This window comes from Streptomyces cyslabdanicus, assembly GCF_052663305.1.
Window position 1 is genome coordinate 144,419 of record NZ_JBQRUW010000024.1, and the last position, 21,194, is coordinate 165,612.

The window sequence follows — 21,194 nt, forward strand, 5'->3', positions numbered from 1 at the left end:
AGGGGCGCGACATCGGCGCCCTGTCTGTGGACCGGGGGTTTTAGCGACAGGTTGTCGGGAGCGGCAGGCCGTCGGAAGCGGCGGGTCGCCGGGGGGGACGGCCCGTACGGGGCGGGGCGGACCTGTTACGGAACCGTAGACACCGGGGCCGCCCGGGGGGCGGGGCCGCCGCACTATTCTCGGTCTGACGCACAGGGGCGTATCGGGGGATACGGGGGAGGCGGCTCTGCCATGGAGAGGCTGGGGGCTGACGATCCACAGGAGATCGGGGCGTACCGACTGCTGGCGCGGCTCGGGGCCGGCGGCATGGGGCAGGTGTTCCTGGCCCGGTCGGACCGGGGGCGCACCGTCGCCGTGAAGCTGGTGCGGCGGGAGCTGGCGCAGCAGGAGGAGTTCCGGGCGCGGTTCCGGCAGGAGGTGCGGGCCGCGCGGCAGGTCGGCGGGTACTGGACCGCGCCCGTGCTGGACGCGGACACCGAGGCCGCCGTGCCGTGGCTGGCCACCGGGTACGTGGCCGGGCCGAGCCTGCAACGGGCCGTCGGGCACGACCACGGCCCGCTGCCCGAGCGGTCGGTGCGGATCCTCGCGGCCGGGCTGGCGGGCGCGCTGAAGGACATCCACGCCGCCGGCCTGATCCACCGCGACCTCAAGCCCTCCAACGTGCTGGTCACGATCGACGGGCCGCGCGTCATCGACTTCGGCATCGCCCGGGCCCTGGAGACCGTCACGGACGGCGGGCTCACCCGGACCGGCGCGCTGGTGGGCTCGCCCGGGTTCATGGCGCCCGAGCAGGTGCGCGGCGACCGGGTCACGACCGCGTGCGACGTCTTCTGCCTGGGGTCGGTCCTCGCGTACGCGGCGACCGGGGCGCTTCCGTTCGGCGGCGCCGACAGCGGAGTGCACGCGCTGATGTACCGCATCGCCGAGAAGGAACCCGCCCTCGGGGCGCTGCCCGAGGGCGTCGCCGACCTCGTCCGCGCCTGCCTGAGGAAGGACCCGGCGGCCCGTCCCACCGTGGACGAGATCATCCGGCGCACCGGCGCCGAGGAGACGGTCGCCGACGGCCGCCTGCGCGATCCGTGGCTGCCCGGCGCCCTGGTCGCCCAGCTCGGCCGCCACGCGGTCCAGCTCCTGGAGGTGGAGAGCCCGGAGCCCCCACGAGACGCGGCGGGCACCGCCCCCAGGGCCCTCGGCGCGGACCCACCGACCGGCCTGCCCGGTCCCCAGGGCTCCTTCGGCCCCCAGGGCCTGCCCGGAGCCCCTGGGGTCGCGCCGGGTGTGCCTGGTGCCCCGGGCGCGCCGGGTGCCGCCGGGGATCCAGGCGGGGCTGGGGGTTTTTCCGGGGCGGCTGTCGACGCGGCCGGGAGCCAGGAGGCGGTCGGGGGATCCGGGAAACCGGGAATGCCCAGAGCCGCGTCGGGGGTGCCTGCCGCCGGGACCGGGGCCGCCGGGGCGCAGTCGTACGGCTCGCCCGAGCACGCGCCGGTCTCCGACGGCTCCGTGCCGCCGCCCGAACAGCCCGTTGGTGGGGGGCACACCCCGGTGGATCACCTGCCCACCATGATCGCGGGGCAGGTGCCGGCGCCGGGCCCGGCGCCCGCTCCCGGGCCGTACGGCTACCCCCAGCAGCACCCGCAGCCCGCCGCCTACGGCTACCCGCAGCAGCCCGGCGCCTGGGGCGCGCCGCCCGGGCATCACCCGTACGGCGGCCCGGGCCCGACCCCGCCGTACGGTCCGCCCCCGATCGGCTCGACCCCGCCGCACGGCCCGAGCCCGCTCCCGGAGCGGGAGCCGCGCCGCCGCGGCCGGTCCACCGCGGCGCTGATCGCGGTGGCCCTGGTGGTGGCGCTCGGCGCGGGCGGTTCCGTGTACGTCCTGATGCGGGGCGGCGGCAGCGACGACAAGGGCGGCGGGTCCGGCGTCACGCCGGCCGTCAGCGTGCCCACCACGCACGACGCCACCGGCCCCGACGGCTCCGACCCGTCCCCGGCGGCCTCGCAGCCGAAGTCCCCGTCCCCGGCCGACGGCGTGGTCCCGGCCGGCTACCTCGGCAGCTGGAAGGCGACGATCGACAACGCCTACGGCGCGAACAGCCGCCGGCTCATCCTCACCCAGGGCAACGTGGGCGACACCGTGCTCACTCTCGTCGCCGACGGCCCCACCGACAGCGGGAGCACCTACCACTGCGTGTTCGAGGCCCGGCTCGTCCGGCGGCCGAGCGACGGCGGCCCACTGGAGATCGGCCCCTCCGTCGTCACGAGCGGGCGGCAGAGCGAGGGGTGCAACCCGGGCGCGGCCACGGAGGTCACCCTGCTGCCGGACGGCAGGCTCCAGCGCCTGAACACCGGCAGCGGGGAGAAGCTGACGTACACCAGGCAGTGACCGGCGTCGGCGCCACCGGGCACCGGCGTCAGCGCGGCTCCGGTGGCCGCTGCCGGGGCATGTTCGGCCGTGCGGCGCCCGGTGGCAGCGGCAGGCGCCCGTGCCCGGCGCCCATCTCGGACCGCCCGGCGGCCCCCGGCCCCACCGCCTGAAGGCCCACCGGCGCCGAGCCGATGCGGAACTCCACCATCCAGTCGGCCGTCTCCGAGCGCACCAGCTCGGTCACGTCCTCCGAGAACCGCCGCAGCACCCCCAGGCACCGCTCGGCGGCCTCACCGGCCGTTCCCTCCGCCGGGCCCAGGACCTCCCGCACGCTCTCCGACGCCCAGTCGAACTGCAACGCCTGCAACCGGCGCTGCACGGCCTGCGCGGTCGCCACGTCCCGCATCCACCCGGCCGTCACCCCGAAGTACCGGTCGATCCCGACGCACGCCACGCCCAGCAGCAGCGCCACATACCCCCACGGCGCCACCCCGTCGGCCGCCCCGGTCAGATCGAGCAGGGGCAGCGCCGCCCCGGTCACCGCCCCCGCCGCGGCCCCGATCCGCAGCGCACGCGCCCCGCGCCGCTTCCACACGCGCTCCCCGAGATACCAGGCCACGGTCTGCAGCGCCCCCCGCTCCACCCAGCGGTACAGCTCGTCCAGCCGCTGCGCCGGCTCACCCCAGTCGCCGAGCGGGAACGGCCGCCCGGTCAGATCGCCCGGCCGCAGCCCGGCCGCCCCGTCACTCCGCCCGTCCTGCGGCGGACGCTCGGGCTGCATCTCCGGCTGACCCACCCGGCACTCCCTACTGATCACGATCCGTGACGCTGGCTGACAACGCCGGCCCCCTTCCTACCCCCCAATGGGTGGCGAGGCGCTGGGAAGCACGGCTTTTCCGCCCGTAAGAGGGCCTTGATCAGGTATAGGGCTCATCCAAGACTCACTCGAAAGAGTGGCGGGGCGCTGCCTGCCCGGACCACGTAGGCTCGTGCCAGCGGGAAACCGGTGCATCGGTCCCCGCCCGGACAGCCGTATGAAAGCAGGAGCTGATCGTGATTCCCGGTGGTGGCCAGCCCAACATGCAGCAGCTGCTCCAGCAGGCCCAGAAGATGCAGCAGGACCTTCAGCGGGCCCAGGAGGAGCTGGCGCGGACCGAGGTCGACGGGCAGGCGGGCGGCGGTCTGGTGAAGGCCACCGTCACCGGCGCCGGCGAGCTGCGCGCGCTGAAGATCGACCCCAAGGCGGTGGACCCGGAGGACACCGAGACCCTCGCCGACCTGATCGTCGCCGCCGTCCAGGCGGCCAACGACAACGCCCAGGCCCTCCAGCAGCAAAAGCTCGGCCCGCTGGCCCAGGGCCTCGGCGGCGGCAGCGGAATCCCGGGGCTGCCTTTCTGAGGCGGGCACCGGGCAACTACCGTACGTACCGAAGCGACCCAGGAAGGACGGCAGTCCGTTGTACGAAGGCGTGGTCCAGGACCTCATCGACGAGCTCGGGCGGCTGCCCGGCGTCGGTCCCAAGAGCGCGCAGCGGATCGCCTTCCACATCCTTCAGGCGGAACCGGCGGACGTACGGCGGCTCGCCCAGGCCCTGCTCGAGGTGAAGGCGAAGGTCCGCTTCTGCGCGACCTGCGGCAACGTCGCGCAGGAGGAGCTGTGCGGGATCTGCCGCGACAGCCGCCGCGACCCCTCGGCCATCTGCGTGGTCGAGGAGCCGAAGGACGTCGTCGCCATCGAGCGCACCCGCGAGTTCCGCGGCCGTTACCACGTCCTCGGCGGGGCGATCAGCCCCATCGAGGGCGTCGGCCCGGACGACCTGCGGATCCGGGAACTCCTGGCCCGTCTTGCGGACGGCACGGTCACCGAGCTGATCCTGGCCACGGACCCGAATCTCGAAGGCGAGGCGACGGCGACGTACCTCGCCCGCATGATCAAGCCCATGGGTCTGAAGGTCACCCGCCTGGCCAGCGGCCTTCCGGTGGGCGGAGACCTGGAATACGCGGACGAGGTCACCCTCGGCCGCGCCTTCGAGGGGAGACGACTCCTAGATGTCTGACGCCACGCTGCACGCCACCAGCCAGAACCCGGACGACTTCGCGGTCCAGATCGCCGACCAGGTGGAGAGCTTCCTGGTCGCGGTCACCGAGATCGCCAAGGGTGACGAGCCGGACTCGGCGGTGCCCTTCCTGCTGCTGGAGGTCTCCCAGCTGATGCTGGCCGGCGGCAGGCTCGGCGCGCACGAGGACATCGTCCCCGACGAGCGCTACGAACCCGACCCCGGTCCGGAGCAGGACGTGGACCAGCTCCGCGAGAACCTCGCGCGCCTGCTGGAGCCGATCGACGTCTACTCCGAGGTCTTCGACCCCTACGAGCCGCGCCGGGCACCCGTGCCCGCCCGCATCTCGGACGACCTGGCGGACGTCATGGCCGATCTGCGCCACGGCATGGCCCACTACCGTGCGGGCCGCACCACCGAGGCCCTGTGGTGGTGGCAGTTCTCCTACTTCTCCAACTGGGGCTCCACGGCCTCCGCCACCCTGCGCGCCCTCCAGTCCCTGGTCGCCCACGTCCGCCTCAACCAGCCCCTGGAGGAGCTGGACGGCCTGGACACCGACCAGGGCATGGGCGACGAGACCCTGGAGTTCGAGGCCGGCAAGGTCATGGCACAGGAGATCGCGGACCCGCTGGGACTGCGCCGGGTGCGTTGACCGCCGGGTGTGACCCGGCGCACTTTTCCGAGTGGTGTTCCACTGCTTGGGCATGAGCCGTTCTGACCAACGGGCGCCGGGTATCTCACCATGCGATATCGCGAAAGGGAAATTCGGACGCTCGATAGACTGAGCCGACCGCACCGCATATTGCGTGAGTGCGATGGACACGGACTGAGCGAGGAGCGCACGTGGGCCTTGTCGTGCAGAAGTACGGAGGCTCCTCCGTAGCCGATGCCGAGGGCATCAAGCGCGTCGCCAAGCGAATCGTGGAAGCCAAGAAGAACGGCAACGACGTGGTTGTCGTGGTTTCCGCGATGGGCGACACGACGGACGAGCTGATCGATCTCGCCGAGCAGGTTTCCCCGATGCCTGCCGGGCGCGAGCTCGACATGCTGCTGACCGCCGGAGAGCGGATCTCCATGGCCCTGCTGGCCATGGCGATCAAAAACCTGGGCCACAAGGCACAGTCGTTCACCGGCAGCCAGGCAGGCGTCATCACCGACTCGGTGCACAACAAAGCCCGGATCATCGACGTCACGCCAGGCCGTATCCGGACCGCGCTGGACGAGGGCAACATCGCCATCGTCGCCGGCTTCCAGGGCGTCAGCCAGGCGGGCAAGGACATCACCACGCTGGGGCGTGGCGGGTCCGACACCACCGCCGTCGCGCTCGCGGCCGCCCTCGACGCCGAGGTGTGCGAGATCTACACCGACGTCGACGGAGTGTTCACCGCCGACCCGCGGGTGGTGGCGAAGGCCCGGAAGATCGACTGGATCTCCTTCGAGGACATGCTGGAGCTGGCGGCGTCCGGCTCCAAGGTGCTGCTCCACCGCTGTGTGGAGTATGCGCGCCGGTACAACATCCCGATCCACGTCCGCTCCTCCTTCAGCGGGCTGCAGGGCACGTGGGTCAGCAGCGAGCCGATTCAGCAAGGGGACAAGAAGGTGGAGCAGGCCATCATCTCCGGTGTCGCACACGACACCTCCGAGGCCAAGATCACGGTCGTGGGCGTGCCCGACAAGCCCGGCGAGGCGGCCTCCATCTTCCGGACGATCGCCGACGCCGAGATCAACATCGACATGGTCGTGCAGAACGTGTCCGCCGCCGCCACCGGCCTGACGGACATCTCCTTCACGCTGCCGAAGGCCGAGGGCCGCAAGGCCATCGACGCGCTGGAGAAGAACCGGTCCGGCATCGGCTTCGACTCCCTGCGCTACGACGACCAGATCGGCAAGATCTCCCTGGTCGGCGCGGGTATGAAGACCAACCCCGGGGTCACCGCCGACTTCTTCACCGCGCTGTCCGACGCGGGCGTGAACATCGAGCTGATCTCGACCTCCGAGATCCGTATCTCGGTCGTCACCCGCCAGGACGACGTGCCGGGGGCCGTGCGCGCCGTGCACAGCGCCTTCGGGCTCGACTCCGACAGCGACGAGGCCGTCGTCTACGGAGGCACCGGGCGATGAGCGACCGACCGACGCTCGCGGTCGTGGGAGCGACCGGAGCCGTCGGCACGGTGCTGCTCCGGATCCTGTCCCAGCGCGCGGACATCTGGGGTGACATCCGCCTGCTCGCCGCTCCCGCGGGCTCACCTCCGGGTCCCCGCCCCGGTGCGAGCGGCGGGGAGCCCGAGCGCGCGGTCGGCCGCAGGCTGACGGTGCGCGGCGAGGAGGTCGAGGTGGCCGCGCTCGCCGAGGACGCCTTCGACGGGGTGGACATCGCCCTGTTCGACCTGCCCGACGAGGCCACCGCGCACTGGGCGCCGCTCGCCGCCGCCCGGGGCGCGGTGGTGGTCGACAACTCGGGCGCCTTCCGTACGGACCCGGACGTGCCGCTCGTGGTGCCCGAGGTCAATCCGCACGCGGTGCGGCGGCGCCCGCGCGGGATCGTCTCCAACCCCCACTGCACCACCCTGTCCATGATCGTGGCGCTGGGCGCGCTGCACGCCGAGTTCGGCCTGCGCGAGCTGGTCCTCTCCTCGTACCAGGCGGTGAGCGGAGCCGGGAACGAGGGCGTGGAGACCCTGCGCCGGCAGTTGTCCCTGGTGGCGGGCACAGACCTGGGGACCAGCCCCGGTGACGTGCGGCGGGCCGTCGGGGACGACACCGGTCCGTTCCCGGAGCCGGTGGCGCTGAACGTCGTGCCGTGGGCCGGGGCGCTGTGCGACGAGGGCTGGTCGTCGGAGGAGATGAAGCTGCGGGAGGAGTCCCGCAAGGTGCTCGAGCTGCCGCGGCTGCCGGTCGCCGTGACCTGCGTGCGCGTCCCGGTGGTCACCACGCACTCCCTGACCGTGCACGCCCGCTTCGAGGACGAGGTCACGGTCGGCAGGGCGCGGGAGATCCTGGCCACCGCGCCCGGCGTGGTGCTGTACGACGACCCGGCCGCGGGCGAGTTCCCCACGCCCGCCGATGTGGTGGGCACCGATCCGACGTGGGTCGGGCGGGTGCGCCGGGCGCTGGACGATCCGACGGCGCTGGAGCTCTTCGTGTGCGGTGACAACCTGCGCAAGGGCGCGGCGCTCAACATGGCGCAGATCGCGGAGCTGGTGGCGGCCGAGGCGCCGTGACTTCTGTCGTGTGAGGGGGCCGCCGCCGGAAATCCCGTGGCCAGGGGCCTGTCCGTTGGCCGGATCCGTGGGAGAATCATGGTCCGGCCGACGGGCTTGGCCACTTGATCCATGCCGTTCGGCGGCTGATGATGTGCCTCCCCGTCCTGTGCAACCGCGCGAAGGGCGGGGAGCGTCTTTGCGGTCGCCCTTCGGGGGGCGTGGGGACGCTGCGGGACGTGGGGACGTCCCGGCGATTCAGGCATAGGGGATGAGCGGGACGTATGAGGGCATACAAGGCGCATTCGGTTGTGCCGCCTGCCGCGAGAACGTTGCCGGACGTGTCACATGGCGCAAATGTCCTGCCCGGCACGTACAACCTCGGTGGGGGGAGACGTGTCCAACTGGCGTGGCAGAGGTTCTCGAGTTGGCCCCCAAGTTCTTCGAGCGGGGGCAATCCCCGGCGGCGGCCCGTGGCACGGCCCTGCGGCCGCCCCGCGCGGCGCGCTCTCCGCGCCTGCCCGGTGGCATGCCGGTGATCGCGCCCATGCCCGCCGCGCGGCCCGCCCGCATACCCAGTCAGCGTGAGGCCGCCGAGGAGACCGTGGCGGCCGGCACCACCGTCGACCACCTCACGGACACCTACCGCACGCACTACCGGTCCCTGCTGGGCCTGGCCGCGCTGCTCCTCGACGACACCGCCTCCTGCGAGGACGTGGTCCAGGAGGCGTTCATCCGGGTCCACTCCGCGCGCAAACGCGTCCGGGACCCGGAGAAGACCCTCGCCTATCTCCGGCAGACGGTCGTCAACCTCTCCCGTTCGGCCCTGCGCCGCCGCATCATCGGCCTGAAGCTGCTGTCCAAGCCGATGCCGGACATGGCCAGCGCCGAGGAGGGCGCCTACGACCAGCTGGAGCGCGACTCCCTGATCAAGGCGATGAAGGGCCTCCAGCGCCGCCAGCGCGAGGTCCTGGTGCTGCGCTACTTCGCGGACATGACCGAGGCGCAGGTCGCCGAGACCCTCGGGATCTCGCTGGGCTCGGTCAAGGCGTACGGCTCGCGCGGCATCGCGGCGCTGCGGGTGGCGATGGGGGCGTCCGCATGAGGAAGCACGAAGAGGACCGCGCCGCGGACGAGCCGGACGAACCCGACGCGTCGCGCGAGCCGGACCACCAAGAGCACATGTCATCGCACGCTGGGAACGGAACCGTGAACCACAGCCCCGACGAACTCGGCCTGGAAGGGCTCGACTCGGACGAGCTGGCACTGCGTAGGATGCTGCACCAGGCGGTCCAGGACGTCGAGCCGCGGGACGGCACGCTGGAGCACCTGCGCCGCGCCGTCCCGGCGCGGCGGGCCCGCAAGCGGCAGGCCGCCGTCGGCATGGCCGCCGCAGCCCTGTTCATCGGCACCGCAGTTCCCGCCCTCGTGCACGTGTCCCACACCGGCGACTCCGACGCCAACCCGGCCATCGCCGGCCAGGCCTCCCAGGCCCAGGGCGGGGCGAGCCAGGGCAAGGACCCGGAGGGCGGCGAGAGCGGCTTCGGCGGCTCCTCGGGCAAGGCCACCGGCGGGGGTGCGGAGAACCGGAAGGACGACCCCGAGAGCAGTCCGGGCAGCGCCGCCGACAGCGGACCCACCGGCGACCCGGACAGCTCCTCGTCCCCCTCCGGCAGCGACGCCCCGGTGTGCACGGCCGCCCAGCTCGGCTCCGCCGCCGCCACGGTCGACACACCCGACTCGGCCGGTGTCGTCTACGGCACCTTCCACGTCGCCAACGTCTCCACCGGCAGCTGCCGGGTCGGCGGCGCCGGCTCGGTGAGCACCCTGGCGCAGGGCGAGGCCGACGCGGGCCGGATCACCGTGGTCGCGCACACCTCCGGCGACGCGGCGGCCGGGCTGCCCGACCCCTCCACCGAGGCGCCCGGGCTGCTCCTGCCGTCCGGCTCGGCGTACGAGGTGAAGTTCGCCTGGGTGCCCGCCCAGGCTTGTCCGACCACCGGCGGCGGCAGCACCGGCGGCAACGAGACCGGCGCACCCTCGTCCGATCCGTCCCCCACCCAGGGTGTGACCACCACGGGTGCGACGAGCCCCGGCACCGACTCCGGCGTCACCACCCAGATGCTCCAGACGGACGGCACGGCAGACGGCAGCGTCGTGGTCTCCCACACCCCGGAGGCCGGCTCGCCCTCGGCGTCCGTGACGGTGCCGAACGCGTGTGCGGGGACGGTCTACAGGACCGGGGTGCTCCCGGAGTCGTAGCGGCTGGTCAGGCGCCGGACGCGCTGCTCGACGCGGACGCCGGCACCGGGGCCTCCTCGGGCGAAAGCCCCAGCTCCGCGTCCCGTACGGCCTCCACCTCGCGGCGCAGCAACCGGAACCACATGAAGACCACGAAACCGGCGAAGACGAACCACTCGCCGGTGTAGCCGAGGTTCTGGAACGCCTTCAGGTCAAGACCGGTGTTCTCCGGGGCCTTCGCCGGCACCGCCTTCATCCCGGAGTCGGCGTGGTCGAGGGTGATCCAGGCGTCGTACACGCCGTACGGCACGAGGTTCACCAGTGAGGCCGCGCTGATCGCCGCGGTCTGCCCGGACGGCAGTCCGCCCTGGGCGCTGACCCCGTTGTCACCCGGCGTCTCCGAGGCCTGGAGCGCTCCGGTGACCGTGACCTCGCCCGCGGGCGGCGCGGGGGCCCTGGCCGGGTCGGGGGTTCCGGGCAGCCAGCCGCGTACGACCGGCAGCGCCTTGCCGGAGGCGGTGCGCAGCAGGGTCAGCACGTAGTACCCGGTCTTGCCGTCCAGCTCGCGGTCCGGGACCAGCAGCTGCTCGCCGTACCGGCCGGTCGCGGTGGTCTGCATGCCGGACGTGCGCTTGTCCACGGGCAGCAGCCCGTCAAGCGGGCGCGGTGCCTCCTCGCGGTGGGAGGCGGCCTGCTCGGTCGCGGTCCGGTGGTCCTGCACCCGCGCCTCGAACCGGCCCAGCTGCCAGGACCCCATGAACACGCAGAAGGGGATGGCGAGCAGTACGAAGACGTTGATGCCCCACCAGCGAGGTGTCAGCAGAAACCGGTACACGCCCTCAACGGTACGGTGCCGCCCGCCGTGCGCCCGGCGCGGGGTCGGCCCGGCGGGGCTTTCGGCGGGCGGGGCGCGGGACGCCCGGTGGGCGGAAAGGGAGCGGGAAGGGAGTGGGAGGGTCGGGAAGGGTGTGGAAAAGGCAAGAGGATGCGAAGGGTCCGGGTGGAGTTGTCCACAGGCTGGGGAGACCGGACAGCGCCATGTCGGCGGGACCGTGCAGTATGGGGTCATGACTGAGAGCAACGGGTCCGACTCGCCGCAGCAGCTCGACCGGCGGGCACTCATCGAGGAGATGCCGGACTGGGAGAAGCGCTTCCGCGCGCCCCGGGTGTCCCTGCCCGACTGGGCGGAGGACTCACCGGAGCGCTCCCTGTTCGTGTCGAACGCGACCGGGACGTACGAGCTGTACGCCTGGGACCGGACGACGGACGGGCAGCGGCAGGTAACCGACCGGCCGAACGGCACGACGGACGGTGTGCTCTCGCCGGACGGGCGCTGGATCTGGTGGTTCGACGACAAGGACGGCGACGAGTTCGGCGTCTGGCGGAGGCAGCCCTTCGAGGGCGGCCCGGACGAGGAGGCCGTGCCCGGCCTCGGGGCGTCGTACCCGGCGGGACTCGCACTCGGCCGGGACGGCCGCACGGCGGTCGTGGGGCGCTCCACGGACGAGGACGGCACGACCCTGCACGTGGCCCGCGCCGGCCAGGTGACGGAGATCTACCGCCACCGCGAGTCGGCGGGCGTGGGCGACCTCTCGCACGACGGCTCGCTGATCGCCCTGGAGCACACCGAGCACGGCGACGCGATGCACTCGGCGCTGCGCGTGCTGCGCCCGGACGGCACGACGGTCGCCGAGCTGGACGACACCAAGGGCGGGACGGTCGAACTGGGCCTCGAGGTGCTGGGCTTCGCCCCGGTCGACGGGGACACGCGGCTGCTCGTCGGCCACCAAAGACGCGGCCGGTGGGAGCCGCTGGTGTGGGACGTGGCGACGGGCGAGGAGCACGACCTGGCGCTCGACCTGCCCGGCGACGTGAGCGCCGAGTGGTGTCCGGACGGCCGCGGCCTGCTCGTGGTGCACGGCTTCGAGGCCCGCAGCGAGCTGTTCCGCTACGACCTGGCCGCCTGCGAGCTGACGAGGATCCCCACCCCGCCCGGCACGGTCTCCGGTGCGAGTGCCCGCCCGGACGGCAGCGTGGAGTACCTGTGGTCCTCGGCGGCCGAGCCCTCGGCGGTCCGCTCGACGCACGGCGGGGTGGTCCTCGACCCGCCCGGCATGAAGTCCCCGGGTTCGGTGCCGGTGGAGGACGTGTGGGTGGAGGGCCCCGGCGGCCGCATCCACGCCCTGGTGCAGAGGCCCGCGGGCGCGACCGGGCCGCTCCCCACGGTCTTCGACATCCACGGCGGCCCCACCTGGCACGACAGCGACTCCTTCGCCGCGGGCCCGGCCGCCTGGGTCGACCACGGCTACGCGGTGGTCCGGGTCAACTACCGCGGCTCGACGGGCTACGGCCGGGCGTGGACGGACGCGCTGAAGCACCGGGTGGGCCTGATCGAGCTGGAGGACATCGCGGCGGTCCGCGAGTGGGCCGTCGGCTCGGGGCTGGCCGACCCGGCCCGCCTGATCCTCACCGGCGGCTCCTGGGGCGGCTACCTCACCCTGCTCGGTCTCGGCACCCAGCCCGACCTGTGGGCGCTGGGCATCGCCGTGGTCCCGGTCGCCGACTACGTCACGGCGTACCACGACGAGATGGAAGCGCTGAAGGCCATGGACCGCACCCTGCTCGGCGGCACGCCGGAGGAGGTGCCGGAGCGCTTCGAGGCCTCCTCGCCGCTGACCTACGTCGACCAGGTCGAGGCGCCTGTCTACATCTCCGCGGGCGTCAACGACCCGCGCTGCCCGATCCGCCAGATCGAGAACTACGTCAGGCGCCTCGAGACGCGCGAGGCCGTCCACGAGGTGTACCGCTACGACGCCGGCCACGGCTCCCTGGTCGTCGACGAACGCATCAAGCAGATCCGTCTGGAACTGGACTTCGCGGAGCGGCACCTGCCGAGGTAGCCGAAGCGGGGGCCGCGGGGGCGCGGGTGACCCAGGACCGCGTCCTGAGCCGCCCGTCCGCTCCGCACGGTCCCTCACGGGCTCCGCACGCCCCCGCACCTCTACGTTCCCTGCGTCCCCGTTCCTGTCCGCCCCGTCCGCTCCCGCGACCTGCGGCCCAGCAGCTCCGCCAGCCCGCGCCGGGTCGCCGCGAGCACCACCCGGTCCTCCTTCCGCAGGACATAGGTGCCGGGCAGGTTCCACACCAGCCCCGAGACCCGGTCGGGGTGCTCGGCCGCCGCCTCCGGAGCGGCCGGTTCCCGCCGTTCGCCCGCGATCATCCCCACGTCCAGCGCCAGCACCCGCCAGTACCCCGGCCGGAAGGCCTCCGCGACCGTCCTGCCCTCCAGCTGCGGATGCCCGCCCACGCCCACGGACGCGAACAGCAGCACCCGCCGCTCCACCGGGATCGCCCCCAGGATCTGCCGGCCGAACATCGCACCGGCGAACGCGGGCGCCGCCAGGTGCGTCACGCTCCGGCTGCGCGTCAGGGCGTGCGGGTGCGCGGCCCGCAGGGTGCGGTACACCGCGGTGGCGAAGTCGTCGTCGTACAGCCGCAGCACCACCCGCAGGTCGGGGCGCACGGACCGCGCGTACAGCACGGCCTCCAGGTTCGTGGTGTCCGCGCTGGTCACGGCGAGCAGCGCGTGCGCGCGGTGGATCTTCGCGGCCTCCAGGACGCCCTCCTGCGTGACGTCCCCGAGCACCACCGGCACCCGCAGCCGCCGCGCCGTGGCCACCCCGCGCGCCTCCGGGTCCGACTCCACGCACACCACGGGAATGCGCAGCTCCCGCAGCCGTGTCAGCACCCGGGTGCCGATCTTGCCGAGTCCCAGCAGGACGACGTGCCCGCCGAGCCCCCGCGGCGGCCTGCGCAGTGCGGACGCCGAGCGGAACGTGCCCAGCGCCTCGAGCACCGCGGCCAGCACCACGGGCAGCAGCAGCACGCCCACCAGCCCGGTCAGCAGTTGCAGGAGCTGCCGTCCGGCCGGCTCGCCGAGCGCGGGGTCGTCGATGGCGAACAGGTCGAGCAGCGTCAGGTACACCGCGCCCAGCGGATGGACCCCGGCCACCAGCCACAACGCCACCGCGAGCGCGACCACGCACGCCGCCAGACCCGCCACCGTCCACCGCAGCCGCCGTGAGAACAGCGACGTCAGCGGCGGCACGGCGGCCGCCACCACGCGCCGCGCGGACAGCGGCTCGGCGGCGTAGGAGACCTGCTCCAGCACCACGGTCCCGCGTCCGGTGGCCGCCCGTACCGCCGCCTCGTCCGGCAGCAGCTGCGGCCGCTGGTCGCCGCTGTCCTCGGAACCGTCCGCGCCGGCCGGGTCGCTGGCAGTGGCGGACAGCAGCGCCAGGGTGCACAGTCCGGGGTCGGCGACCTGCCCCGGCGCGGGCGGCGGCCGTTCCACCGCGCGCAGCAGAAGCGCGTCGGTCTGGACGACCTTGCTGGTGCCGACGACGGCACTGGCGGCCAGCGCGGGCGCGGCGGTGTCCGCGTCGGACAGCACGGTCGTGGAGGCGTCGGCGCCCGCCGCGGCGTCGCCGCCGACCGCCAGCGCTGCGGCCTGGTCGAGGAGCTCCTCGATGTGCTGGCCCAGCCGCCGGTTGTACAGGCGCACCACGAGCCGCAGCCGAGGGTTGAGGCGGCGGGCGGTCAGGGCGGCGCGGATGTTGGTCTCGTCGTCGTCGTACACCAGGGCCAGTGCCGCCGCCCGCTCCACACCCGCCTCCGCGAGCACGGCATCGGTCAGTTCGGCGGCCTCCACCAGCCGGTCCCCGTCGGCCGGCGGATCACCGCCGCGTGCGCCGCCCGCACCGGGTCCGCTTCCGCCGTTGCCCGACGTCCGGTTGACGGCCGCGCTCACCACCCGGTCCAGCAGCGCCGAAGCCGTACGGACCCGGCCCGCCCCCGGCGGCTGGACCCTCCGCTCGGAGGGCGGCACGACCAGCGTCACCTGTTCGCCGTACACGCCGCGCAATTCCGCGGCCAACCGTTGTGCGAGCCCGTCGTCCCCGCACACCACCATGTGCGCGCCCGAGCCGGCCGGCACCCCACCCTGATACGGAACGCTCCCCACGAGGGAAGAGACTGCCTCAGCGGGACCGGTGGTTCCACCATCCACCCCGGGCCGGCGATCTCTTTGACGGTCCGGTGACACCGCACGACGGGTACGACCGGACGTGGAACCGGTAAGAAAATCGCAGGTCTGCCGTCCGTACGGTCCGACCGACCGGCGGGGGCGGCCGTCTCGCGAGAGAATCGGAGCATGGGATTCCGTTTGGGACGGGCAATCCGCGGACGGGGATGGCCCGTATATACGGATGTGTCACGGTTCCGCTTCCCGGCGGGCCGCCTCCCGGACGAGGCTCTGCTGTCCGGGTTGGCCACCGGGGATCCGGACCTGGCGGTGAGTTTCGTCCGCAGGTTCCAGCACCGGGTCTTCGGTGTGGCCATCGCGGTCACGGGAGATCCGCAGCTTGCCGAGGACATCTCGCAGCAGACCTTCGAGAGGGCGTGGCGTCATGCACAGATCTACGACTCGCGGCGTGGGTCGGTCACCACGTGGCTGACCACCATCGCGCACAACCTCGCCATCGACACCGTACGGTCCCGGCGCCCTGAGCCGGTCGCGCCGGAGGACCTCGACGCGATCCTGGACGTCGTCAGTGAGAGCCCGGAGCGGTACGCGCTGGCCGACGAGGCGTCCTCCCGGCTGCGGGCCGCCGTAGCCGAACTGCCGCCCGAACAGGGCCGTGCCCTGGTGCTGGCGGGTATCTACGGCATGACCGCCCAGCAGGTCGCCGACTGGGAGCAGATTCCGCTGGGCACCGCCAAGACGCGGATCAGGACGGGAATGGGAAAGCTGCGGACCACGCTCGCTTCCTTCCAGCGAGGGGACCATGTCGAGTGAGTTCACCTGTGAGCGCCTGCGCGAGATCGGCGCCGAACTCGCTCTCGGTGTACTGCCGGGCCGGGAGCGGGCCGGTGCCGTCGCGCACCTGGACCGGTGCGCGGACTGCCGTGAGTACATCCGCCAGCTGACCCTGCTCGGCGACCGGCTGATCGGGCTGCTTCCGTGCAGTGAACCGCCGGTCGGGTTCGAGAGCCGGGTGGCGCAGGCACTGCGGCAGCGGGCCGCGGGGCCGGGCCGGCAGGCGTCGGCGCCCGAGGGGCGCCCGCACGACCGCGGGTCACGCGTCACGCGCCCGGGGCCCTTCGGCCGGATCAGGCCCCAGGTCGCCGCCGCCTCGGGCGCGCTGGTGCTCGCGATCGGTTTCGGCGGCTGGGCCATCGGTACGGCGATCGAGGACACCATGACCGGTCCCGCCCCCGCGGTCGCTGCCGGGGCGGGAATGCTGTGGGGCGGGCTCGTCTCCGCCGACGCGGGCAAGCCGTCCGGCGAGGTCTACGCCCACCGTGGGTCCCCGGGCTGGGTCTACATGACCGTCGAGCTTCCACCTCAGGCCGGAGACTCCCCCTACGACGGCAAGGTCACCTGCGTACTGGTGCGCAAGGACGGCAGCACCGTCCGCCTGGGCGACTTCACGTTGCACGGTGGCCGCGGCTCCTGGGGCGGTCCGGCCGCCATCGACCCCGCGACCCTGGCCAGCGTCCGGGTGACGGCACCCGACGGCACACCGCTGGCCAGGGCACATGTCTCCACGGGTACCGCCGTGTCATGACAGTCCCGTCATGACACGTCCCGTTATGACAGCACGGCGCCGTTCGGTGGTATGCCGGTCTGCCCGGTCTGCGGGGGAGAGGCCGCCTGCAACCGGTGCAGCTGCGTGTACGCACCACCGCGCAGGAACAGCTCGTCGTGGGTTCCGGACTCGACCACCCGCCCGTGGTCGAGGACCACGATCCGGGTGGCGTCGCGGACCGTGAGCAGGTTGTGGGAGATGACGATGGTCGTCCGGCCGGACATGAGCCGGCGCAGCGGTGCCATGATCCGGTGGCCCGACTGGGCGTCCAGGCCGGTGGTGGGCTCGTCGAGGAGCAGCACGGGCGCGTCCCTGACCATCGCGCGGGCGATGGCGAGCCGCTGGCGCTGCCCGCCGGACAGCATCCGGCCGCGCTGGCCGACCACGGTGTCGTAGCCCTCCGGGAGCAGCCGGATGAACTCGTCGGCGTCGGCGGCGCGGGCCGCCTCCACGATCTCGGCGTCGGTCGCGTCGGGCCGCCCGTAGGCGATGTTCTCCCGCACCGTGCCGTGCAGGACGAGCGTCTCCTGCAACACCACCGCGACGTTGTCCCGTACGTCGGACAGGACCAGCTCCCGCAGATCGGTGCCGTCGAGGCGGACGGCGCCCTGGTCGGGGTCGTAGAACCGCAGGAGCAGTTTGGCCGCTGTGGACTTCCCGGCGCCGCTCGCCCCCACCAGTGCGAGGGTCTCGCCGCGGCCGACACGGAACGACACCTCGGACAGTGCCCAGCGGGAGGTGTCGGGGTAGCGGAAGGACACGCCGTCGAACTCGACCTCGCCGCGTGCCCGGCCGGTCCGCCGGGCGTCCGGCGCCTCGTGCACCTGGGGCCGCTGGTCGAGCAGCTCGGCGATACGTTCGGCGGAGGCGGCCGCGGAGAAGAAGGCGGGGCCGAGGTGGGAGAGGCCGCGGACCGGGGTGTACAGCTTGCCGATCAGGGCCAGGAAGACCAGCAGTCCGCCCAGCGTGAGCTGGCCCTGGGCCAGTTTCCAGGTGCCCAGGCCCATGACGGCGAGGCCCCCGCACACCTCGATGAGCTCCACGAGCGGCTGGTAGACGGCCCGGATCCGTGTCGAGGCCATCGTGGCGCGGAACTGGCCCAGGTTCTCGCGCTGGAAGCGGTCCTGCTCCCAGACCTGACGGTTGTACGCCTGGACCAGGGTCACGTTGCCCAGCGACTCCTCGGCGACCGCGCTGAGCGAGCCGCTGCGCCGCGTGCGTTCCCGCGACGCCTCCTTGGTCAGCCGGGCGAAGTGACGCGCGGAACACCAGAACAGCGGCACGATGACCATCGCGAGGAGAGTGAGGTCCCAGCGCAGGTAGAAGAGCAGGCCGAGGAAGACGCCCAGCTGGAGCACGTAGTAGAGCACGTCCGCCAGACCGGAGAGCAGGAGCGTCTCGACGGTGTCGACGTCCTCGGTGAGCCGCGCGAGCACGTCTCCCAGCCGCCGCCGTTCGAAGAATCCCGGCGACAGCCCCTGGACGTGCCGGAAGGTGTCGGCGCGCAGGGCCACCATGAAGCGTTCGCTGACATAGGCGGAGATCATGTCGTCGGCGAAGCCGATGATGCCGGACAGGACGATGAGCCCGACGTACGTCGGCGCGATCCAGAGAAAGGCGGAGAGGTCCCGCGGGACGAGTACCTCGTCCACCACGATCTTGAACAGCCACAGTTCGGCCGCGGCGACGAGGGGCTCGAGCAGACTGAGCAGGATCACCGGTACCAGCCAGCCGCGGAGCCCGCGTGTGTAGGGCCAGAACCGTCGGAAGGTCTCGCGCGCGGGCAGCGGCGGCGCCGCGTCGACCACGGCGTCCGTCTCGTCGCTGTCGACGGACAGCAGCCGCACGACGAGCCGACGAAGCGGACCGGCTCGCTCAGACACCGGTCCGCTCCGTATCACTTGTCGTGGCCAAAGCCGGTCGCCCTAGTAGCGCCCGCCGCGTCCGCCACGTCCGCCGCGTCCGCGTCCGCCACGTCCGCCGCGCCCGCCGCGTCCGCGTCCACCGCGTCCACCGCGTCCGCCGCGTCCGCCACGTCCACCGCGCCCGCCGCGTTCGTCGAGGTCACGGTCGAGGGTCGGGAAGAGAGCGTTGAAGATCGCCATTGAGTCCTCCTGTGGAACATGTCTGAAACATGCCTCGTGAGTAGATACGTCCCGGAGGCGGAATTGGATGGCGTTTTTGGTAAAGGTGGGGCAAATGTGTCTCCCGCCCGGCGCGGCGCGCATCGGGCGGGAGACCTGAGGCCTTACGGCCGACGGGAACGGCGTCCCCTCGTCACAGCCCGCAGGAGCCGCGGTCCAGGTGGAAGAAGCGGGCGTTGGCCCAGCGGCACAGCCAGATGCCGACGGCGACGCCGGCGATGGTCACCGCGGCGGGCAGGTAACCGCCGGCGACCTGGATGATCGGGATCGCCGGGCAGCCGCCCGAGATCGCCCACCCCGTGCCGAACAGCACCGCTCCGGGGATCACACCGGCGTGGATCCGCCCGGGGGTCCGGCGCACCCGCAGCAGGGCGAACGCGAGCACGATGATCACGACGGCGCCCGCGAAGGACAGGAACATCCGCAGGTCCTGGAAGGTGAACATGCGGTTCAGCTCGGCGTAGTCGCCGAAGCCGATGTTGGAGACGGTGAAGCCGAGGGCCAGGCCGGTGATGATGTTGGCGAGCAGGATCGCGCCCCGGGTACGCATCAGATCACCTTCCACAGGAGGAACGACACCGCGACGGCGGTACCGAAGAACACGGCGGTCGCGACGATGCTGACCGGCCGCAGCCGGCCGCAGCCGCTCAGTCCGTGGCCTGAGCTGCACCCGCCGGCCAGCCGGGTGCCGAAGCCGACCAGCACGCCGCCCAGGAACAGCAGGACGACCATGGTGACCGGATCGCCGGTGACCAGCTCCCGGAAACCGGGGCCCATGTCGTAGCGCAGCTCGAACCGCCCGGACACGAGCGAGGCGATCAGTCCGCCCAGGAAGATCGACACCAGCAGGGCGGCCTGGGTGATCAGCGGGGCGGGGCGCTGGCTCGTGACCGAGGAACCTTCGGAGGCCACGGGGCCGGCGTCGGGCGCCGGCGGCTGCGTCGCCCCGTAGGCGGCCGACGGGTCCGCGTACGGGACCTGCTGCCCGTCCGGCGCGTACGGCGACTGCGGGTCCGCGTACGGGGACTGTCCCGGGTACGGGGACTGCGGGCCCGCGTACGGGGAATGGGGCGAGGCCGGTGCGCCGGGCAGCGTTCCGAAGTGCTCCGCGGTGGCCGCGGCGAGCGCTTCGGCGAGCGCCTCGTCGTCGGCGAACTCATCGTCCATCTGTTCGAGACGGCGTTCGCTGCGCCAGTGCAGCACGCGGTCCCAGGCCGAGGACACCCCGAAGGAACGGTCGGTGGTCAGGGTGTAGTTGACGGTGACCAGGGCGAGCCCGACCGCGCCCGCCCACCAGGGCCAGTAGTTCATGCCGGACCTCTCATCCAGTCGGCGAGCCGCCCCAACAAGCCGCGCTTCGCGCTGGCCGCCTGCCCCGACGGCCGGGCGGTGCGGCCCGACGGCTGAGGAGTCGGCGGGTGCGGAGCCTGTGCGTGGAATGACGGCGTGTAGGCAGCGAGTGTGTGGGGTGATGGTGTGTGGGGCGATGGTGCGTGGGGTGACGGCTGGCCGGACGGGGCCGGCGCCGCGGGCGCCGCCCCGAACCAGGCCGCGCTCCCCGGTTGTTCGGGTCCTGGCGAGGCCGGCTCGGGCGGTCCGGCCGGTATCGACTGTGACCACGCGTCGGGCTGCGGCTGCGGCTGCGGTTGTTGCGGCGGCCGCGGAGCCTGCCGGGGTGTCTGCGCGGAGTTGGTCGCGCTGGACCGGCTCGCACCGGACGTGCCTTCGAGGTGCCGCGCGGTCGCTCCGTTGGGCAGCAGGCTGATCGGCACGCGCTCACCGGTGAGCGACAACTGGTAGCGGGCGCAGTCGTGCCACTGGTCCACGCTGTCGCAGTAGTAGTCGCGCCAACCCTGCAAGCTCGCCCTGAGCAGGGGGAAAAGGGGGCATCCCTCGGCGTGCGAGCAACCCACGTTGCTCCCTCCTGACCGGCGCGGACCGCCCGTTCGCAAAGGGGCGGCCGCCGCTTCTGGTTCCTGTCCTTGTCGCGCCCGCTCGACGATCAAAAGCGCCGGGGAATATCGACACAGAGCCGAATTGTGACTGCCAGTCACCGCGTTCAGCCGTGATGGAACCACTTTCCCGGTGCCCCGGGCAACCCGACTGGGTTTTCTGGCCGAACCGCTTGACATTGCTCAGTGAGATGCGCCACGTGATATGCCTGTCCGCCTACCTCAGATGTCCGGATATCTGCCGGTCGCCAGGAGGTCTTGATCGCGATTCGGTCTCATGATCCCGGCCGACGTGGGCGCGTATCAGTTGTTTGTGGAGGGGGTGCGAATGTTCGGCAGGGTTGTGACGGGGCCGTGAAAATTGCAGATCAGCTCGCCATGTGTCATGCGGAGATCAATCACCGCATACGGAATGTGAGCCCCTTTCCAGTGTCTCGCCTGAATCCCGGCCGAAGGCCCGCACGGGGGAATTCGGCATCCGCGAGACTTTCCTGGCCGCCGAATTCACCCGCGCCGCCCGCGGGCTGCCCACCAGGGTCCGAGCGCACGCACCATAGGCACCCGCAGGCACCCACGCGAAGGGTCAC

At 72.6% G+C, this 21,194-nt stretch carries 18 protein-coding genes; 11 read left to right on the plus strand and 7 right to left on the minus strand.

The window, feature by feature from the left end:
• Positions 1-231: 231 nt before the first annotated feature.
• Positions 232-2,382, plus strand: coding sequence for a serine/threonine-protein kinase (locus ACTYVM_RS16030; RefSeq protein WP_445526520.1), 2,151 nt, complete (start codon positions 232-234; stop codon positions 2,380-2,382).
• Between the two features lie 28 nt (positions 2,383-2,410).
• Here the strand turns inward: ACTYVM_RS16030 and ACTYVM_RS16035 are convergent, their stop codons facing one another.
• Positions 2,411-3,160, minus strand: a complete 750-nt coding sequence (locus tag ACTYVM_RS16035; RefSeq protein WP_445526521.1) for an SLATT domain-containing protein — start codon at positions 3,158-3,160, stop codon at positions 2,411-2,413.
• Positions 3,161-3,417: 257 nt separating this feature from the next.
• On the opposite strand from ACTYVM_RS16035, the gene ACTYVM_RS16040 reads away from it, so the two are divergent.
• The 7 genes from ACTYVM_RS16040 (at position 3,418) to ACTYVM_RS16070 (ending at position 9,882) form a co-directional block, all read left to right on the plus strand.
• Positions 3,418-3,762 (plus strand): YbaB/EbfC family nucleoid-associated protein, encoded by a 345-nt coding sequence (locus tag ACTYVM_RS16040; RefSeq protein WP_445526522.1) that lies wholly within the window; start codon positions 3,418-3,420, stop codon positions 3,760-3,762.
• A 58-nt stretch (positions 3,763-3,820) separates the two neighbouring features.
• Positions 3,821-4,420 (plus strand): recombination mediator RecR, encoded by a 600-nt coding sequence (gene recR, locus ACTYVM_RS16045; protein WP_445526523.1) that lies wholly within the window; start codon positions 3,821-3,823, stop codon positions 4,418-4,420.
• Positions 4,413-5,072 carry a DUF5063 domain-containing protein gene (locus ACTYVM_RS16050; protein WP_445526524.1) on the plus strand — a complete coding sequence of 220 codons (660 nt, stop codon included), beginning with the start codon at positions 4,413-4,415 and terminating at the stop codon, positions 5,070-5,072. Before recR ends, ACTYVM_RS16050 begins: the two co-directional genes overlap by 8 nt.
• 191 nt (positions 5,073-5,263) lie before the next feature.
• Complete coding sequence (locus tag ACTYVM_RS16055) at positions 5,264-6,541, plus strand: aspartate kinase (protein WP_400030111.1); 1,278 nt, start codon at positions 5,264-5,266, stop codon at positions 6,539-6,541.
• Positions 6,538-7,641 carry an aspartate-semialdehyde dehydrogenase gene (locus tag ACTYVM_RS16060; protein WP_445526525.1) on the plus strand — a complete coding sequence of 368 codons (1,104 nt, stop codon included), beginning with the start codon at positions 6,538-6,540 and terminating at the stop codon, positions 7,639-7,641. The genes ACTYVM_RS16055 and ACTYVM_RS16060 overlap by 4 nt, the downstream gene beginning before the upstream one ends.
• A 508-nt stretch (positions 7,642-8,149) precedes the next feature.
• Positions 8,150-8,725, plus strand: coding sequence for a SigE family RNA polymerase sigma factor (locus tag ACTYVM_RS16065; protein ID WP_400030796.1), 576 nt, complete (start codon positions 8,150-8,152; stop codon positions 8,723-8,725).
• On the plus strand, positions 8,722-9,882 hold the full coding sequence (locus ACTYVM_RS16070; protein WP_445526526.1) for a hypothetical protein: 1,161 nt from the start codon (positions 8,722-8,724) through the stop codon (positions 9,880-9,882). The genes ACTYVM_RS16065 and ACTYVM_RS16070 overlap by 4 nt, the downstream gene beginning before the upstream one ends.
• A 7-nt stretch (positions 9,883-9,889) precedes the next feature.
• Here the strand turns inward: ACTYVM_RS16070 and ACTYVM_RS16075 are convergent, their stop codons facing one another.
• Positions 9,890-10,696 (minus strand): SURF1 family protein, encoded by an 807-nt coding sequence (locus ACTYVM_RS16075; protein WP_445526527.1) that lies wholly within the window; start codon positions 10,694-10,696, stop codon positions 9,890-9,892.
• Positions 10,697-10,928: 232 nt separating this feature from the next.
• On the opposite strand from ACTYVM_RS16075, the gene ACTYVM_RS16080 reads away from it, so the two are divergent.
• Positions 10,929-12,761 carry a S9 family peptidase gene (locus ACTYVM_RS16080; protein ID WP_445526528.1) on the plus strand — a complete coding sequence of 611 codons (1,833 nt, stop codon included), beginning with the start codon at positions 10,929-10,931 and terminating at the stop codon, positions 12,759-12,761.
• Positions 12,762-12,862: 101 nt separating this feature from the next.
• On the opposite strand, the gene ACTYVM_RS16085 is transcribed toward ACTYVM_RS16080, so the two are convergent.
• Entirely contained in the window at positions 12,863-14,833 is a 1,971-nt protein-coding gene (locus tag ACTYVM_RS16085) for an NAD-binding protein (protein WP_445526611.1), read from the minus strand.
• 297 nt (positions 14,834-15,130) lie between these two features.
• Here ACTYVM_RS16085 and ACTYVM_RS16090 point away from each other — a divergent pair, with 297 nt between their 5' ends.
• Positions 15,131-15,718 carry an RNA polymerase sigma factor gene (locus ACTYVM_RS16090; protein ID WP_400030101.1) on the plus strand — a complete coding sequence of 196 codons (588 nt, stop codon included), beginning with the start codon at positions 15,131-15,133 and terminating at the stop codon, positions 15,716-15,718.
• Entirely contained in the window at positions 15,708-16,490 is a 783-nt protein-coding gene (locus tag ACTYVM_RS16095) for a hypothetical protein (protein ID WP_445526529.1), read from the plus strand. Before ACTYVM_RS16090 ends, ACTYVM_RS16095 begins: the two co-directional genes overlap by 11 nt.
• 23 nt (positions 16,491-16,513) lie before the next feature.
• Here ACTYVM_RS16095 and ACTYVM_RS16100 read toward each other — a convergent pair whose 3' ends face one another.
• The 4 genes from ACTYVM_RS16100 to ACTYVM_RS16115 all read right to left on the minus strand — a co-directional run bounded on the left by ACTYVM_RS16100 (position 16,514) and on the right by ACTYVM_RS16115 (position 19,966).
• Positions 16,514-18,394, minus strand: coding sequence for an ABC transporter ATP-binding protein (locus ACTYVM_RS16100; RefSeq protein ID WP_445526530.1), 1,881 nt, complete (start codon positions 18,392-18,394; stop codon positions 16,514-16,516).
• A 14-nt stretch (positions 18,395-18,408) separates the two neighbouring features.
• A complete protein-coding gene (locus tag ACTYVM_RS16105) occupies positions 18,409-18,579 on the minus strand; it encodes a hypothetical protein (protein WP_445526531.1) in 171 nt (56 codons plus the stop codon).
• Between the two features lie 209 nt (positions 18,580-18,788).
• Positions 18,789-19,205 (minus strand): YeeE/YedE thiosulfate transporter family protein, encoded by a 417-nt coding sequence (locus ACTYVM_RS16110; RefSeq protein WP_400030093.1) that lies wholly within the window; start codon positions 19,203-19,205, stop codon positions 18,789-18,791.
• Positions 19,205-19,966: a YeeE/YedE family protein gene (locus ACTYVM_RS16115; protein ID WP_445526532.1), complete on the minus strand. Its 762-nt coding sequence runs from the start codon at positions 19,964-19,966 to the stop codon at positions 19,205-19,207. Before ACTYVM_RS16115 ends, ACTYVM_RS16110 begins: the two co-directional genes overlap by 1 nt.
• Between the last annotated feature and the right edge of the window lie 1,228 nt (positions 19,967-21,194).

Bases quoted from the DNA above. Each gene is read 5' to 3' on its own strand.
- ACTYVM_RS16030 (WP_445526520.1), top strand. From the start codon at position 232: ATGGAGAGGCTGGGGGCTGACGATCCACAGGAGATCGGGGCGTACCGA.
- ACTYVM_RS16050 (WP_445526524.1), top strand. From the start codon at position 4,413: ATGTCTGACGCCACGCTGCACGCCACCAGCCAGAACCCGGACGACTTC.
- ACTYVM_RS16060 (WP_445526525.1), top strand. From the start codon at position 6,538: ATGAGCGACCGACCGACGCTCGCGGTCGTGGGAGCGACCGGAGCCGTC.
- ACTYVM_RS16065 (WP_400030796.1), top strand. From the start codon at position 8,150: ATGCCGGTGATCGCGCCCATGCCCGCCGCGCGGCCCGCCCGCATACCC.
- ACTYVM_RS16070 (WP_445526526.1), top strand. From the start codon at position 8,722: ATGAGGAAGCACGAAGAGGACCGCGCCGCGGACGAGCCGGACGAACCC.
- ACTYVM_RS16080 (WP_445526528.1), top strand. From the start codon at position 10,929: ATGACTGAGAGCAACGGGTCCGACTCGCCGCAGCAGCTCGACCGGCGG.
- ACTYVM_RS16085 (WP_445526611.1), bottom strand. From the start codon at position 14,833: ATGGTGGTGTGCGGGGACGACGGGCTCGCACAACGGTTGGCCGCGGAA.
- ACTYVM_RS16095 (WP_445526529.1), top strand. From the start codon at position 15,708: ATGTCGAGTGAGTTCACCTGTGAGCGCCTGCGCGAGATCGGCGCCGAA.
- ACTYVM_RS16110 (WP_400030093.1), bottom strand. From the start codon at position 19,205: ATGCGTACCCGGGGCGCGATCCTGCTCGCCAACATCATCACCGGCCTG.
- ACTYVM_RS16115 (WP_445526532.1), bottom strand. From the start codon at position 19,966: ATGAACTACTGGCCCTGGTGGGCGGGCGCGGTCGGGCTCGCCCTGGTC.